This is a genomic window from Paenibacillus sp. 05T425 (assembly GCF_056396205.1).
This window is the reverse complement of record NZ_JBFTLA010000026.1, coordinates 1-15579: the sequence shown is the minus strand read 5'-3', so window position 1 is coordinate 15579 and position 15579 is coordinate 1. Positions and strand designations below refer to the sequence as shown.

Sequence of the window (15579 nt, the reverse complement as noted above, 5' to 3'; positions counted from 1 at the left end):
AAAAAAATTCACCCAACCCTCTCTATCTCTTGCTGTAATAATTGCATTCATGATAGCATGTTCACCCTTCGTTCGCAATCAGGACGGAACAGCTTTGAACAACCAATCATTTCAATCTATAGATTTGCTGCTAGACCCAATTGCGTCGATCGCCCTCGCCATGTAGGCCTTAGCCTCCTCGTCGCTCTCCTTGGCATAAGCTGCATGAAGCGCCTCTTCGGCAACCGTACCGCCGATTCGGCCTAGCGCCCATGCCGACGTTCCGCGGAGCACCGGCCTCGGATCGGACTCCAGTACCTTCACTAGCTCCGCTACGGCAGACGCTTCCTTGTAATTGCCAAGCGCTATGACGGCATTGCGTTGGATCGGCTTCTTCCCCCGCCACGCAGAGGAACTGCGAGAATATCGTTCTTGGAACTCTTTGTTGCTCATCGATAAAAGCGGCTCCAGGAGCGGCATAACGAGCTCAGGATCTGGCTGCAGCTCCGGCTGATGCGTCCAGTTCTTCCCCTTATTGATCGGGCATACCGTTTGGCATGTATCGCAGCCATAAATCCGGTTCCCGATCTTACGCATGATCGGCTCTTCTACGAACCCTTTCGTCTGCGTAATAAACGAAATACACTTGTTCGAATCAAGCTGTCCCGGTCCAACCAGCGCATCCGTAGGACAAGCATCGATACAGATCGTGCAGGAACCGCACTGATCGGTCATTTGCTCGTCCGGCGGCAGCGGGATATTCGTTATCATCTCGCCGAGATACACCCATGAGCCCCACTCCGGCGTAATGACCGCGCAGTTTTTGGCGCTCCAGCCAAGGCCAGCGCGCTCAGCTACCGCACGATCGACAAGCTCGCCCGTATCAACCATGCTCTCCACCCGCAGATCTGGAACACGCTCGCGAAGCCATGCCTCCAGCCGTGCCAGTCGGTCGCGCAATACGCGGTGGTAGTCCTCGCCCCAAGAGGAACGGGACATAATGCCGCGTCGCGCGCCGCGCTCGGACTTCGGAGGATTGTCCATCTTCGAAGGATAAGCCACCGCAATTGCGATGATCGATTGCGGATTGTCGAACAACAACGCCGGATTCGTACGTTTGTCGAGATCCTTCTCCTCGAAGCCGGATTCCCTGCCAAGCTCACGATGACGGATTAATATTTGTTTCATCTCGGTGAAAGGGTCAGCCGAGGCGACTCCGATCTTATCGATGCCAAGCTCGGCCGCCGCAGCCTTCATCTCTTCTTTCAGCTTCCTGTAGCGGTCAGTCATCACTTACAGCCTGCGGATCGCTTCGCGCGCAAGCTCGTCGCAGCGATTGTTCCATTCATTGTCGCTATGGCCCTTTACTTTGACATATTCAACGGTATGCATCTTCATAAGCTCCCATAACGCTTTCCAAAGTTCCTGATTTTCCACCGGATCCTTTTTGCTGTTTTTCCACCCGTTGCGAAGCCAGCCGTGTATCCAACCTTTCTGAAAGCAATTGACGACATAAGCCGAATCGCTGTACACCTTGACGGAGCAAGGCTCCTTGAGCAGGCTCAACCCTTCGATAACGGCTTGAATTTCCATACGATTATTGGTCGTATGCTTCTCGCCGCCGGATATTTCCTTCTGCTTCGATCCGTAGAAGAGCACAGCGCCCCAGCCGCCGGGTCCAGGATTACCAGAGCAAGCTCCGTCCGTATAGATCATAACTTCTTTCATTAATGTTCTACCTCCCAACTTCTAAACGAGTGGAATAGACTACAAGCCGTGTATTTTGTTATAAGGCCATAAAATATAATCCGCCCTGCCTTTAATCAGATTGCGCGGCACCGTGCCGAAAATTCGGCTGTCCAAGCTCGCTTGCAGATGACGATTGTCTCCCATCACGAAGTATCGTCCCTCCTCTACGACGCTTGGTCCATAATTCATGCCTTCAATAGAAGTGTCGATATAATCTTCTATGACGAGCTCGCCATTGCGGTACAACTGATTATCATAGATCTCGATTCGATCGCCAGGAACGCCGATGACACGCTTCACGAGAAACTTCTTCTCCCCGCTTCCGTCATCGGGTTCCTTCAATATAACGACGTCTCCCGCTTTCGGCTTGCCGACCAAATACACGAACTTGTTCACGAACAGCCACTCATCATCAAGCAGCGTCGGCTCCATGGAATGGCCTTCTACCGTAGATAAATTGAATACAAAAAAATGTACAATAAGGACAACCACGAATGCAACAATAAGCGTCCTGAGCCAATCCCAAGCCTCAGAGCGCCAAGTGCGGTTATTTTCATTAGGTTTATTAGGGGATGAAGCCGTTTCCGATTCTGCCAAAGTCATTATTCCACCTCGCCGTTTGCCTGAAGCCACGCCTCGTAGTAGGCCGTAACATGCTCATCTTGAAAAGGCGCTTGTCCGCTTTCTATTCTTAACAGCAAAGCCGCCAGCCCTTCTTGGACTTTGTCATCCACCATCTGCGGGTAGTGATACATATGGCTATGAAGCTCGTACTCATCCTGATCGACGACAAAACATCCGCCGTCCGTCGTACGAATAACATCAAGGTCATAATCGATATATGTCAGCACGTCCCCTTGCAAATACGGAGGAGAAGCGATATTGCAATAGTACCGTATGCCGTTTTCCTCAATAAGGGCTACGACATTGAACCAAATGCCAGGTATGAAGAAGGATACGGCAGGAACACGGCTGATCCATTGCTTGCCGTCCGATTCCTGTATCGGCGTCTGTCGATTAATTAGAACGATCATGGACTCTTCTCGGTGCTCCGGAACAAGCAGTTCGCTGGGAACGAGCCAATTGCGCTGCCATGTACGATGGATGTGACCGTTATGCTTGAAGCTCTTGATAACACAGTGCATGTATCGTACCATACCGTTCTCCTCACACATGTCTATAGTAATAAGAAAAGCATATCTCACCGCCAAAAGCAATGGCGATGCAGATATGCCCCTGCACAAATTATAATTGCAGAAAATCCGCGTTTAACCCGTTACGATGCTCAGCTTCTGGAAAGACCGGAAAAAGTCGTTGGACGCGTAGCCCATGGACTCATATAACGGCAATACCGGCTCGTTGTGCTCGTCCGCGGTAATAAGTATCTTTGTAACATGACGCTGCTCGAAGCGCTGACGCAGCCCCTGAATAAGCGACTTGCCTATTCCTTTCCGTTGATGTTGTGGCGATACGGCGATTCGATAATAATAACCTTTGTTATTATCGATCGTTCCGATAATCATTCCAACAAGCTCGGAATCTTCGACAGCGACAAGAACCAAATCGCTATCCCATGACAATTGACGTGCAAAAGCTTCCATCGTTTGTTCGTAACACTCTTCGGTTAACACTTCTTCGAGAAGAGCTGTAATCGGTCTGTAATCGGACAACTGGAAGGAACGTACGTTCATTAAATTAACACCTTCTATTTCTTGTCATAGTGCTGCTTCTAGAATATTATACGACAAAATCATACGAATTCCTTCTAAAATCTTCGAAATTCCTTATAAAAATTAAACAAATCTTCGTTTTACTCGTGAAAACGCTTTATATAAAGCGTTTTCATTCATTTTATCTCTTATTTTGTTAAAATTACGTTAATCAGCAATGCTTTGAATAATTGTTTTGCTTCTGTGTTACGCTATGTTGGATTGCTATTAGACGCTCTTTTTGACCATCCGACTTTTGCAACATTAATGTTGATTTATTCGATCGGATAAGGGATAATGGAATTGCTAAGCTACATATATTTAGGAGGTAATAATAATGGCACATCAACTACCAGCATTGCCTTACGCGCACAACGCGCTTGAGCCGCATATCGATGCGACTACAATGGAAATTCACCACGGCCGTCACCACAACGCATACGTGACGAACCTGAATGCAGCTCTTGAGTCCGCTCCTGAATTGCAAAGCAAATCGATCGAAGAGCTGATCTCCGATCTGGTAAGCGTACCTGAAGGCATCCGCACTGCTGTTCGCAACAACGGCGGCGGCCACGCTAACCACAGCCTGTTCTGGGAAACAATCGGACCTGACGCTGGCGGCGCTCCTACCGGCGCTCTTGCAGCGGCAATCGAGAGCGAGCTTGGCGGCTTCGATACTTTCAAAGCTGACTTCGCGAAAGCAGCAACAACTCGTTTCGGCAGCGGCTGGGCATTCCTTGCAGTTGCTAACGGCAAATTGAAAGTATACAGCTTGCCTAACCAAGACAGCCCGATCATGGAAGGCGAAACGCCAATCCTCGGACTGGACGTTTGGGAGCATGCGTACTACCTGAACTACCAAAACAAACGCCCTGACTACATTGCAGCGTTCTGGAATGTTGTAAACTGGGCTGAAGTCGGCAAACGTTACGAAGCTGCTGTTAAGTAATCGTTGCTAATAGGAAAGCGGCGCTGTCCTCATCGAGGGCAGCGCCGCTTTTTTTGTTCCGCCTTCCTTACACCGGTTAGGCAGATGCCGCATAGGATACATCATGATATTTGCCTAATCTGCTACATGAAGGAGACTGAATGTTTGCATGTATGATACTTACGGCAACTTTTACGAGCAGCAATACTATGAAGCCGAGCGGCAAGCGACACCGGCAGGCAGCGACTGCGGCTGCGGCGGACCACGCTTTGCCAGAGCGGAACGCGGACTGTTAGGGCCGGGCGGCCTTCCGCCTGGTCCAGGGCCGGGACCGGGACCAGGACCTGGTCCGGGGCCTTTCCCGCCTGGACCGGGGCCTTTCCCGCCTGGGCCGGGACCTTTCCCGCCAGGGCCGGGGCCTTTCCCGCCTGGACCGGGACCTTTCCCGCCAGGGCCGGGGCCTTTTCCGCCAGGGCCGGGGCCTTTCCCGCCAGGGCCGGGACCTTTCCCGCCAGGGCCGGGACCTTTCCCGCCGCCACGTCCGCCGTTCCCATTCCCATTCCCTGTTCCGATTCCGTTCCCGCTGCCATTCCCTCCGGGTCCTCAAGCGAACGTCATCGTTGTCATTAACGGCGGCGCAGCATTCCCGAACGCAACGCAGCGTTACTTCGTACCATATCGCCCGGGATTAACGATTTATTGGGCGCTTGCTCAGACAGGCGCTGTCCAATTTACGCGCAATGGGCAAATCTTCGCTGTTAACGGCATTCGCATCGGCGGACGCGTCAGCTACCAGCTGAGACTGAACGGACGCGTCATTCCATCGACGCTGTTAAACTTCCCTCTTCAGCCTAATGATGCTGTCGGCATCGATCTGATTTTCAATCCTCTTCTTCGTGAAGAAGCTGAAGAGGGCTCAATCATCTACGAGTCTCAGCAATAGACTCTAATTAACAAGCAAAGAGCTCGAAGCAGCGTCTCCCCCGGACGCCAGCTTCGAGCTCTTTGCTTATACAACCGGCAATTAGCCGATTACCTTGCCTTTGCCGCTTAATAACTTTAGAATGTCGTTTTCATAACCGACACGGTACGTCACTTGATACTTGCTTAGCACATATTTGCCATCGACACGCTCGTCAACCGATATAATCGCTGTAACCGTTGCTTCGTCTGAGCCAATCGTCTTCACGATCATATCGTCAATGACGACGTTGCGAGTCGGAATGTACCCTTCGCGGAACTTCTCGTAGCTAGTGCCTTCCTTCCAGTTGCCGCCCAGCAGAGAATAAGCGTATACATAATCGGCATTATTCAAGCTGTCGTAGAAGTGTGTCACCAAGTATTCCGCATATTCCTCCATTGAAGCTTTCTCAGGGAGTAACTCCGAGTCGTCTGAGAACGAGAAAACAGGCAGTTCATCCATCGGCTGCGCGGACCAAACCTCTGCCATCTCGATAACATTAACAATGGGAATGCTGAACCCGATCGAACCTTGCTCGATTCCCGCAGAGTTGATGCCAAGCACCGCCCCTGATGCTTGATCGACGAGCGGTCCGCCGCTGTTGCCCGGTGCAATAGGAGCCGATATTTGATATAAATCGCTATATTTATAGGGTTCAATATCAAAGCTTCTTCCAAGGCCGCTTATAATGCCGGTTGTCACCGTATTTTGAAACCCCAGCGGACTCCCGACAGCAAGCACCTCGTCGCCAACCTCGGCTTTTTGATCGCGTACAAGCTCAAGCGGCTCTATGCCGGCAAGACCAGGCACTCTAACGACGGCTACGTCTATATCCGTACTTATGCCGATAACCTCGCCTTCCAACTCGCGAGCATCGGCCGTCTTGATCTTCACTACCTCCGCTCCAGCAACGACATGGGCATTCGTAATAAGATCGCCTTTATTGTTATAAAGGAAGCCTGAGCCCTGCGTACCGCTCTCTGTCTCAATCATCACAACTAGCTTCTGTGTCTCAAAAATAACATCCTTAAGCGTCTTAGAACCCTTTGACTTGCTATCGTCAGAAATAGCAAGCATCGGCGCTCCCGTCAATTGCTTCGGCACCTCGGCGCGTATTGCCCATGCCCCGATGCCCGCGCCTCCGATTATGAAGAATGAGGCGATCAGACTGATCCATGCTCCCGTCCGCATCCTATCGCCTCCTAGTCCAAATACCATGTCGCGTGATCCACGACAACAGTTGTATTTTCAACATATACGCCGTATACGGTGCCGCTAAAGCTCATTGCCTCGCCGGGCTCAATGTAGTCGGGTGTTGCTTCTGCAGTGCCAGTACCAATCTTGTTATGCTGAGCATCATAGACGGTATATTCAACTACAACCGTATAAATAGGACGTGTAGCTGCATTTTTGAGCTCTCCGTGAATGATAAGGTCGCCGAACTCGTCCAGCGTGCCTTCAATACGAACGACCTCCACCGCAGCCGTTTGGTTTTTCAGATCCTCTTCGGCCGCCTTCTGCATCGCTTGCTCGAGACGCTGCTGCTCCGCCTGCTCGTACTTATCCTTCTCATTAGAAATCTTGCTCTTAAGCCCAAGCAGACGCTCATCGTCGCTAACATAAAGAAGCGCTTTGTCGACCGCATCCATAGCATCATTATATTTCTTCTTATTAAGCAAACTGTCCGCTTCCTCGTAACCGATATCTACGATTTTTGCCTTAATCTGCTCTCGCACGGCAATCGCCTCATCGCCATCAAGGCCGCTGGCGATATTAAGCTTGGCAGCCAATTCATTGATCGTCGTCGACGTATCAAGCTCCTGTGTCAGTTTATGCAGCGCAAGCTCTCCGCTGAGTGAGTCGAGCGATTTCTTTGCTTGGGTGAAGATAGGTTCTACCGTATTCTTAAGGTCTTCCTTAACCTGTATTAGAAGGCGCTCCGCTTCGATAAGCTTGCCTCCGGCCAAATGTCCTTTTGCCGATTCCAGCAATTCCTCATAGCCCGATGCGCGCTTAATAATGTCCTTATCCGCCTGCACCGGGGCAAAGTCCGGACGGAACCCGGCAGCTTCATCAAGCGATGCCAGCGCTTCCTCATATTTGCCCGCCAATGCGTCTTCTCTTGCCTGCTGCTGCAGTAGAATAACCTTATCATTCAACCGAGACTCATAGCCGTAATAGACGGTCACCGCTGCTGCTGCCAGAACAGCTAGCGCCACTGGTGTTAACCACATCCACCAGCTGCCCCCATTGCGCTGCCTGATCACTACTACATCTTGTTGTACCTGTATATAGGAATGGCTCAGCTCCGCGCCGACAGCCGATTCATTTTCTATCGTATCGATGACAGCATCTATGGCTGTTACCAGTGACTGTTCATCAGCTTCTATAAGCAGCTGTTTGCCGCATTTATTGCAATAAACAGCATCCTCTGGCTGTAATTTCCCGCATTGATGGCACTGCACTTCCTTCAACTCCCAGCAGTATGTTCTCTCTCTATTTCGCTTTTCCATTCCCTATCAATCTACTTCATTCTATTCTACATGACAGATGTGCTTTATACCAACAGTTGGGAAATGAAATATTTACAAGTATATATATCGGCAGAAATAAGAAAACAGGCCAGTATAAACTGACCTGTCTCATACGTTTAAATTCTATAGATTAGAAAGCTTCAATCGCTCGAGCAAATAACGCTTCACATCGGCAGACAAGTCTTCGCGCTCCAACGCGAAGTCGATTGTCGCTTGCACGAAGCCGAGCTTATCGCCAACATCATGCCGCCTGCCGTCGAATCGGTATGCTGACAAGGATGCGATTCGATTGAGCTCCTGCAAGCTGTCTGTCAGTTGAATCTCTCCGCCTTTGCCGGGCTGCGCCCGCTCCAACAGAGTGAATATAGCCGGATCAAGCACATACCGGCCGACGACCGCATAGTTGGAGGGCGCCTGTCCCGGCAGCGGCTTCTCGACGATGTCGCGCACGCGCGCGACCTTCTTGCCCGCTTCGATATCGACAATCCCGTATTTATGCGTCTGATCCCATGGCACTTCCATGACCGCTACGACCGAGGACTGCTCTTGTTCATACACATCGATCATATCCCGTAAGCACGGCGGCTGAGACACCAATATATCATCTCCAAGCAGAACCGCGAACGGCTCGTCAGCGATGAACCGACGCGCGCATAATACCGCATGCCCAAGTCCAAGGGGCTCTTTCTGGCGAACGTAATAAATATCGGCCAACTGCGATATTTCCTTCACAATCGCCAGCATTTCCTCGTTGCCGCGTTCCTCCAGCTCAGCCTCCAGTTCAGCCGACTTATCAAAATGATCCTCAATCGCCCGTTTATTCCGTCCGCTTACGATAACGATACTTTCGATTCCCGATTGAACGGCCTCTTCTACAATATATTGTATGGCCGGTTTATCAATAAGCGGGAGCATCTCCTTAGGCTGTGCCTTTGTTGCAGGCAGGAATCGCGTCCCTAGTCCTCCCGCAGGAATAATTGCTTTGGTTATACGCTTGTCCATTTGAGATACAAGCCCCTCTCACTAAGGTTTAAAATGATTTTTAGTCCATCATAACCTTATTTCTAATAATATCCAAGCCATATGCTATGGGGCTCGCAACTAGCTGGGCTGTAAGCAAGGGGTAAGCGGCAATTGTATAACAAAGCTGGCGCCTGCGGTTTGATCGGCTTCCCGATCCACCGTGATCGTACCGCCGTGAATATCGATAATCTTCTTCGCAATGGACAAGCCTAAGCCGCTTCCTCCTTGACTCCGATCTCTCGATACGTCTGCCTTGTAGAAGCGCTCGAATACTCGTTCTTGATCCTCTTCAGCGATACCTACGCCCGTATCCGATATACGAATGATCGCCATACCGTCCCGTTCAGACAATTGGAACGATATTTTGCCATCCTCCGGCGTGAATTTCATACTGTTAGCGAGCAGGTTGAACCATACTTGGCTTATTAAGTCCTCATCCGCTGTAATGACGGTCTCCTCCATCATCAGCTCGACCGTTTGCCGCTTTGCCACCCAATGCGGCTCACTTGCAAGCACCACGTCACGAAGCTGCCGATCGAGCCTATACGATTCCGGATGATACGGATGCTGCTGAGAGTCGAGCGACGCAAGCTTCAGCAGGTTTTCGCTTAGGCGCGATAGTCTCGTGCTTTCCTGTTTAATAATGCTGACATAGCGATTCCGCTCCGACTCCGTCAACTCTTCGCTGCGCAGCGCTTCCGCGAAACCTCCGATCGACGTAAGCGGGGACTGAATCTCATGCGACACGTTCGAAACGAAGTCTTGCCGCATCGTTTCGAGCTGAGATAAACTGACGGCCATTTTGTTCATGCCATCCGCCAGCTCGCCAAGCTCATCGCCTCTTCGCGCAGACAATCTAACCGTAAAGTCCCCTTCCGCCATCCTTCTGGCTGCGGAGGTCATTAACTTCAGCGGCTTAACCAAATATCTCGCAGCCACCAGAATAAGAATACTTCCCACAATAAGCAATGTTGCCAGCAGCGTCACGGCCGTCCATAGAAAGTTGCTGTTCTGCGGGAAACGATTCGGCTGAACGAACAACGCCCAATTCATATTGCCTAGCCGCACCAATTTCCCAATAGCAAACGGCGAAGGCGGTCCATTTTCCTCCGTCCGGTTCACGTTAATACTTACTCGGTATCCGTTAAATACATTGGAGAGCTGTTCGCGATTAATTTGATTTAAAAGCTGTTCACTGCCCTCGCCAGCCGTTACCAAGGATCCCCGTACGCTTATGGCGACGATGTTCTGACCGAGCTGCTTGGACATCTCCTGCAGGTATTGATCCACGGACGCAGGAGCTGACACTGCATAGAGCTGCTCGATTCGTTCAATCGCGCTGTTTATTTGCCCCGGAAGCTGGCCTCTCGCATCTCGCTTGAACATCTGGTTCGTGAATAAGAAAGCGACTCCGATACTAATAATGACAATAAGAAGAAACGTCGCCGTAATCCGAAAATACAAGCTTCGCATTAGCCGCATTCCTCCAGTCGATAACCGAGGCCCCGGATCGTCACAATGCGGAAACGATATTTCTCCTCCGGAAAACGATCGCGGAGCCGTTTAATATGTACATCGACTGTTCGCTCATCGCCGGCGTAATCCATTCCCCATATTTGCTCGATCAATTGATCTCTGGAGAAGGTTTTGCCCGGATAGCTTGCCAACTTGAACAACAGCTCGAATTCTTTAGGCGGGAGCGTAATCTTCTCGCCGCTCGCACTCATTTGGAAATCCGTTTGATTCATCGCGACGCCGCCGAACTCCACCGAATGCGACGATGCAATGCGATACCGCTTTAGCAGCGCCTTCACACGCGCCACTAGTTCAGGCGGATCGAACGGCTTCACCATATAATCGTCCGCCCCCAGCTCGAAGCCCTTCACCTTGTGGGTCGTCTCCCCCTTGGCCGTCAGCATAAGCAGCGGAATATCATAACTCTCGCGCAATGCTGCGCAGAGCGCCCATCCATCCATTCGCGGCATCATGATATCGATAATTGCCATATCCGGCTTTACGGTCTCCAGCTTATCGAACGCCTCGATGCCGTCAACTGCCTCTATGACCTGAAATCCTTCCCGTTTCAAAAAAAGGCTGACGAGCTCGCGAATATTCGCATCGTCATCCGCTACAACTATTTTGGGCATAGCCAATCTCCTCCAGTCCGCTTGCCATTCCATCCTTGTTATCATACTACATGAACATGAACGTTAGATGAACAGTATTGACATTGGTTACAGTTTATAATAATTTTAAATTAAGATTCAATTCAGAACGTTCAGCCACATCATAGGAGGGCATTTCATATGCACAAAACAATTATTATCGGTACTGGTCCTGCCGGATTAACGGCAGCTATCTATCTAGCACGCGCCAACATGGAGCCGCTTGTTATTGAGGGCTGGCAGCCGGGCGGACAATTAACAACAACGACGGAAGTCGAGAACTTCCCAGGTTTCCCTGAAGGCATTCTTGGCAGCGAGCTGATGTCCAATATGCGCAAGCAAGCACAACGCTTCGGCGCAACATTTAAGACCGGTTCTGTAAAAAGCGTCGACTTCAGCAAACGCCCCTACACGCTTGACGTAGAAGGAATTGGCGAGCTGCAAGCGGAGTCGATCATCATCTCCACTGGCGCATCTGCGAAATACCTGGGCATACCAGGCGAGCAAGAAAACATCGGACGCGGCGTCAGCACTTGCGCCACATGCGACGGCTTCTTCTTCCGCGGCAAAAAAATTATCGTTGTCGGCGGCGGCGATTCCGCAATGGAAGAAGCAGTGTTCTTGACTCGCTTTGCTTCCGAAGTTCGTCTTGTTCACCGCCGTGAAGAGCTGCGAGCTTCGAAAATCATGCAGGATCGCGCACGCGCCAACGACAAGATCGTTTGGAGCTTGAACCGTACACCGCTTGAAGTGGCTGCGACGGGAATGGGCTTGCAAGGACTTAAAGTTCTTAACAACGAAACAGGCGAAGAAGAGCTGCTGGAGACGGATGGACTGTTCGTTACGATCGGCCATACGCCGAACACCGGTTTCCTCGGCGGCCAAATCGATACGGACGAGCAAGGCTATATTATTGTGAAGCCTGGCACTTCCGAAACGAACATTCCCGGCGTCTACGCTTGTGGCGATGTACAGGACCGCAACTACCGCCAAGCGATTACGGCAGCAGGCAGTGGCTGTATGGCAGCACTTGATTGCGAGAGATATTTGGAATCGCTCGCTCACGAAACCGTAAATTCTTAAAAAATTTTCATAATCCACTAGTACGAATCGTACAAATTATGTATAATTAAAATGTTGAGAGATAAAATATAAAGGCAATGCTACCGCATTCCTATTCTAGGAAAAAGGTACAACCTCGGCTGTAAAAGCAGAGGTTGTACCTTTTTCATGTTTATCTCTATATTACATGTATAATGAACAATCGTTGAAGGAGCGATGAAAGGCATGTTATTAGAAGCCGTATACCACCGGCCCAAACAGAATTGGGCTTATGCTTACGACGGGAAGACGCTTCATCTCAGAATCCGCACGAAAAAAAACGATCTGGATTCCGTATACGCCATTGTCGGCGACAAATATGCTTGGAAACAAACTAAGACCACTGTTCCGATGAAGATTATGTCTTCTGACGCTTTGTTTGATTATTGGGAAACAGCTGTAGTTCCTCCCTACCGCAGACTTCGTTATGCCTTTCAACTCATTGACGGCAGCGAATCTATTCTGCTTAGCGATAGAGGCTTCGAGCTTACAGAGCCGGATACATCAAACTCTTTCTTCGACTTCCCCTATATCAATCCTATCGATGTTTTTGCACCGCCTGAGTGGGTGAAAAACGCTGTCTTCTATCAGATTTTTCCCGAGAGGTTCGCAAACGGGGACTCTTCCATCGATCCTGACAATGTACTTCCATGGGGTAGCGCGGATCCGACACCAACCAATTTCTTCGGCGGCGACCTACAGGGCGTTATCGATCATCTCGATCACATTGCGAGGCTCGGCATTAACGCTGTCTATTTCACGCCTGTCTTCGAGGCAACAACCAATCATAAATACGATACGCGCGACTATTTGAAGGTCGATCCCCACTTTGGCACGAATGAAAAGCTGAAAGAGCTCGTCGATCTTTGTCATGGGCGCGGTATACGTGTATTGCTTGATGCCGTCTTTAATCATTCCGGCCGCACCTTCCCTCCATTCATTGACGCTCTCGCGAAGGGACAGCAATCAAAGTATGCCGACTGGTTCCACGTACGGCAATGGCCGCTTGAAGTTATTGACGGCATTCCAACTTATGAAACTTTCGCTTTTGAGCCAATGATGCCGAAGCTAAATACCGAGCATCCTGAGGTGAAGAGTTATTTATTCGAAGTTGMTAGATACTGGCTCGAGGAAATCGGCATTGACGGCTGGCGGCTGGATGTCGCCAACGAGGTTGACCACCAGTTCTGGCGTGAATTCCGTTTGACCGTCAAAGCCGTCAACCCCGAGGCTTATATACTGGGCGAGATATGGCATGATTCAATGGCATGGCTGCAGGGCGACCAATTCGATGCCGTAATGAACTATCCGTTCACGAATGCTGTACTAGATTTCTTCGGTCACCAAACCATCGAAGCCGACGCCTTCGCCGCAGCTATCGGAACGCAGCTCGCCGCATATCCGCAGCAGGTAACCGAAACAGGATTTAACCTACTAGATAGCCATGATACCCCGCGCCTCTTGACGATATGCGATGATAATATTGAAGCTATGAAGCTTGCTGCCCTGTTCCAGCTGACTTATCCAGGAACGCCTTGTATCTACTACGGTGACGAGGTTGGTTTGAACGGCAGCGGAGATCCTGGATGTCGCAAATGTATGGTCTGGGAGCCCGAGGAGCAGAACCAGGATCTTTTGCACTTTTACACACAAGCGATTCACTTGCGTCATGAGTATCCCGCACTTCGCAGCGCGTATATCCGCTTCCTCCATATCGGCTCAGAGGACGGCACGCTCGCCTATGAACGCCAAGAAGGCAATGAACGATTGCTTATCGTAATGAATGCTCGTAACGAAGCGGCCGACCTAAACTTCTCTGTTGTTAATGAGGCATCCCCTTCCTTATCGAGCTGGGCAACGCTTCTTTCAAGCAATAGCGCCGACTCAACTGCTAATATTGTCAGCAGCCCTAGCGGCCAATTCCAAATCACTCTTCCTAGCTACGGCTATCATATTTTCAAACAAATCCTTTAAACTTATAGAGTTTAGCACTTTTAAAAAGCTCCTTCATTTGGCTGCTCAAATAGCCACTTGCAAGGAGCTTTTCACTCATCCGATCCAATCATCATCCAGCGTCTTACGTTGGCCTCCTCCTCAAATCGATTTTCCCAATTCTAGTGGAGATCGCTTTTTTTCTCTTTATCACACTCTCCCCTTTGCTCAGAATCGATCACTTTCATCGAATTTATTCAACAGGTAAGCCTGCCCTCATATAAAAATATTGATTTAAATCCGAAGATCTGTTATTCTAAAAAACAAGAACGCTTGTTCTCGTTTTTACTTGATTGGAGTGATACAATTGAAGTTCAATCTCGAACAGTTCCAATCGCAATATACTAATGATTCAGACTGTATTCCGCTACTATTTAGGATGAAATGGCCGACTGGATACTACTGTCCACGCTGTTCCAACACGTCTTTCTATATGATTAACACACGTAGGTTACCATTATACGAATGCCGGAAATGCAGTCACCAAGCATCCCTTACTGCCGGATCGATTATGGACAAAACTCGAACACCGCTGCACAAGTGGCTGCTCGTTATGTATATTGTTGCGGCTAGCAAATCCAGCATAAATGCGGTGCATCTCGCTAAGCTTATTAAAGTCACGTACAAAACAGCTTGGAGTATGCTTAACAAAATTCGCCACGCCATCACCGAACTAGATCAATCCATCCTTCTTTCAGGACAAATTGAAGCAAAACCCGATATTTATACACGACGCATTTTCCACTCAGCCGAAACGCTCCAACGAGAACGTTCTGTCATCGTGGCCCGCATGATGGCAACTAATAAACCTTCCTACTACAAATTAAAGTTTGCTCCGTCCCAACAAGAGCCAAGAAAACCATTGTCCCCGGTAGCCGAAAACTCGTTTAAAGCAACTCATATTAATCCTTCGACTACTCATATTGACATGATACGTAAGCCCTTCATCCCATGGGGAAGCTATCCGCGTCTGCGGCATTTCGCCCCTTCTGCATTTCGATGGATGAATGACACCTTCCATGGCATAAGTGCGGCCAAAGCTCAGTTTTATATGGACGAATACTGTTTCCGCAAAAACACCAAGCACCTTTCTTCTTCCCAGTCATTTGAGCTGCTCCTAAGTCATTCGCTTATTCCAAACCCAGCAACGATTATGCACACTACTTATTCCTTACTGAAATTAGCGATGTAGCCTATTTTTTCTTTTTTCTTTTTTCTTTCTTCATTTTTTTTACTTCTATCTTCTTACTTCTTACTTCTTACTTCTTACTTCTTACTTCTTACTTCTTGATGACGTAAAATTGTTTGTGTACCAAGATTTGTAGCCTTGTCGGACAACAAAAAAGTAGGGTATCCTCGGGGTTGCTGAAGCCACCAGAGAAAGGACCCTACCGATGACTAATATACCCGAAAACATGCTCACTAATCTATTTGAAAA

Annotated in this window: 15 protein-coding genes and 1 pseudogene; 6 read left to right on the top strand and 10 right to left on the bottom strand. The window is 49.5% G+C overall.

The features are described 5' to 3' along the window. Positions 1 to 111 precede the first annotated feature (111 nt). The 5 genes from queG to AC1DF0_RS30860 form a co-directional block, all read right to left on the bottom strand. Positions 112 to 1269 (bottom strand): tRNA epoxyqueuosine(34) reductase QueG, encoded by a 1158-nt coding sequence (gene queG / locus AC1DF0_RS30880; RefSeq protein ID WP_477577331.1) that lies wholly within the window; start codon positions 1267 to 1269, stop codon positions 112 to 114. Between the two features lie 3 nt (positions 1270 to 1272). Continuing rightward, entirely contained in the window at positions 1273 to 1707 is a 435-nt protein-coding gene (rnhA, locus tag AC1DF0_RS30875; protein ID WP_477577329.1) for a ribonuclease HI, read from the bottom strand. Between the two features lie 39 nt (positions 1708 to 1746). Next, positions 1747 to 2331 carry a signal peptidase I gene (lepB, locus tag AC1DF0_RS30870; RefSeq protein ID WP_442050715.1) on the bottom strand — a complete coding sequence of 195 codons (585 nt, stop codon included), beginning with the start codon at positions 2329 to 2331 and terminating at the stop codon, positions 1747 to 1749. Then, the gene (locus AC1DF0_RS30865) at positions 2331 to 2885 is read right to left on the bottom strand and encodes a DUF402 domain-containing protein (RefSeq protein ID WP_442050714.1); all 555 of its coding nucleotides are present in this window, start codon (positions 2883 to 2885) and stop codon (positions 2331 to 2333) included. The genes lepB and AC1DF0_RS30865 overlap by 1 nt, the downstream gene beginning before the upstream one ends. Before the next feature lie 111 nt (positions 2886 to 2996). Next, the gene (locus AC1DF0_RS30860; RefSeq protein WP_337104390.1) at positions 2997 to 3419 is read right to left on the bottom strand and encodes a GNAT family N-acetyltransferase; all 423 of its coding nucleotides are present in this window, start codon (positions 3417 to 3419) and stop codon (positions 2997 to 2999) included. Between the two features lie 355 nt (positions 3420 to 3774). On the opposite strand from AC1DF0_RS30860, the gene AC1DF0_RS30855 reads away from it, so the two are divergent. Together AC1DF0_RS30855 and AC1DF0_RS30850 are read left to right on the top strand one after the other, a co-directional pair. Continuing rightward, the gene (locus AC1DF0_RS30855; RefSeq protein ID WP_477577326.1) at positions 3775 to 4386 is read left to right on the top strand and encodes a superoxide dismutase; all 612 of its coding nucleotides are present in this window, start codon (positions 3775 to 3777) and stop codon (positions 4384 to 4386) included. A 148-nt stretch (positions 4387 to 4534) separates the two neighbouring features. After that, entirely contained in the window at positions 4535 to 5308 is a 774-nt protein-coding gene (locus AC1DF0_RS30850) for a hypothetical protein (protein WP_477577324.1), read from the top strand. Between the two features lie 81 nt (positions 5309 to 5389). On the opposite strand, the gene AC1DF0_RS30845 is transcribed toward AC1DF0_RS30850, so the two are convergent. From AC1DF0_RS30845 to AC1DF0_RS30825, 5 genes are all read right to left on the bottom strand, one after another. Next, positions 5390 to 6517 (bottom strand): S1C family serine protease, encoded by a 1128-nt coding sequence (locus AC1DF0_RS30845; protein WP_477577322.1) that lies wholly within the window; start codon positions 6515 to 6517, stop codon positions 5390 to 5392. Positions 6518 to 6528: 11 nt separating this feature from the next. Continuing rightward, a complete protein-coding gene (locus AC1DF0_RS30840; protein WP_477577320.1) occupies positions 6529 to 7791 on the bottom strand; it encodes an FxLYD domain-containing protein in 1263 nt (420 codons plus the stop codon). A 192-nt stretch (positions 7792 to 7983) separates the two neighbouring features. Beyond that, on the bottom strand, positions 7984 to 8862 hold the full coding sequence (galU, locus tag AC1DF0_RS30835; RefSeq protein ID WP_477577318.1) for a UTP--glucose-1-phosphate uridylyltransferase GalU: 879 nt from the start codon (positions 8860 to 8862) through the stop codon (positions 7984 to 7986). Between the two features lie 99 nt (positions 8863 to 8961). Next, positions 8962 to 10356 (bottom strand): sensor histidine kinase, encoded by a 1395-nt coding sequence (locus tag AC1DF0_RS30830; protein ID WP_477577316.1) that lies wholly within the window; start codon positions 10354 to 10356, stop codon positions 8962 to 8964. Next, positions 10356 to 11030 (bottom strand): response regulator transcription factor, encoded by a 675-nt coding sequence (locus AC1DF0_RS30825; RefSeq protein WP_442050708.1) that lies wholly within the window; start codon positions 11028 to 11030, stop codon positions 10356 to 10358. Before AC1DF0_RS30825 ends, AC1DF0_RS30830 begins: the two co-directional genes overlap by 1 nt. Before the next feature lie 159 nt (positions 11031 to 11189). Here AC1DF0_RS30825 and trxB point away from each other — a divergent pair, with 159 nt between their 5' ends. From trxB to AC1DF0_RS30805, 4 genes and pseudogenes are all read left to right on the top strand, one after another. Then, positions 11190 to 12131, top strand: a complete 942-nt coding sequence (trxB, locus tag AC1DF0_RS30820; protein ID WP_442050707.1) for a thioredoxin-disulfide reductase — start codon at positions 11190 to 11192, stop codon at positions 12129 to 12131. Between the two features lie 204 nt (positions 12132 to 12335). After that, on the top strand, positions 12336 to 14123 hold the full coding sequence (locus tag AC1DF0_RS30815) for an alpha-glycosidase (RefSeq protein WP_477577314.1): 1788 nt from the start codon (positions 12336 to 12338) through the stop codon (positions 14121 to 14123). 316 nt (positions 14124 to 14439) lie between these two features. Continuing rightward, positions 14440 to 14616: pseudogene (locus AC1DF0_RS30810) on the top strand (transposase); the annotation flags it as partial. A 78-nt stretch (positions 14617 to 14694) separates the two neighbouring features. Continuing rightward, complete coding sequence (locus AC1DF0_RS30805; RefSeq protein ID WP_477577356.1) at positions 14695 to 15333, top strand: hypothetical protein; 639 nt, start codon at positions 14695 to 14697, stop codon at positions 15331 to 15333. Positions 15334 to 15579 lie beyond the last annotated feature (246 nt).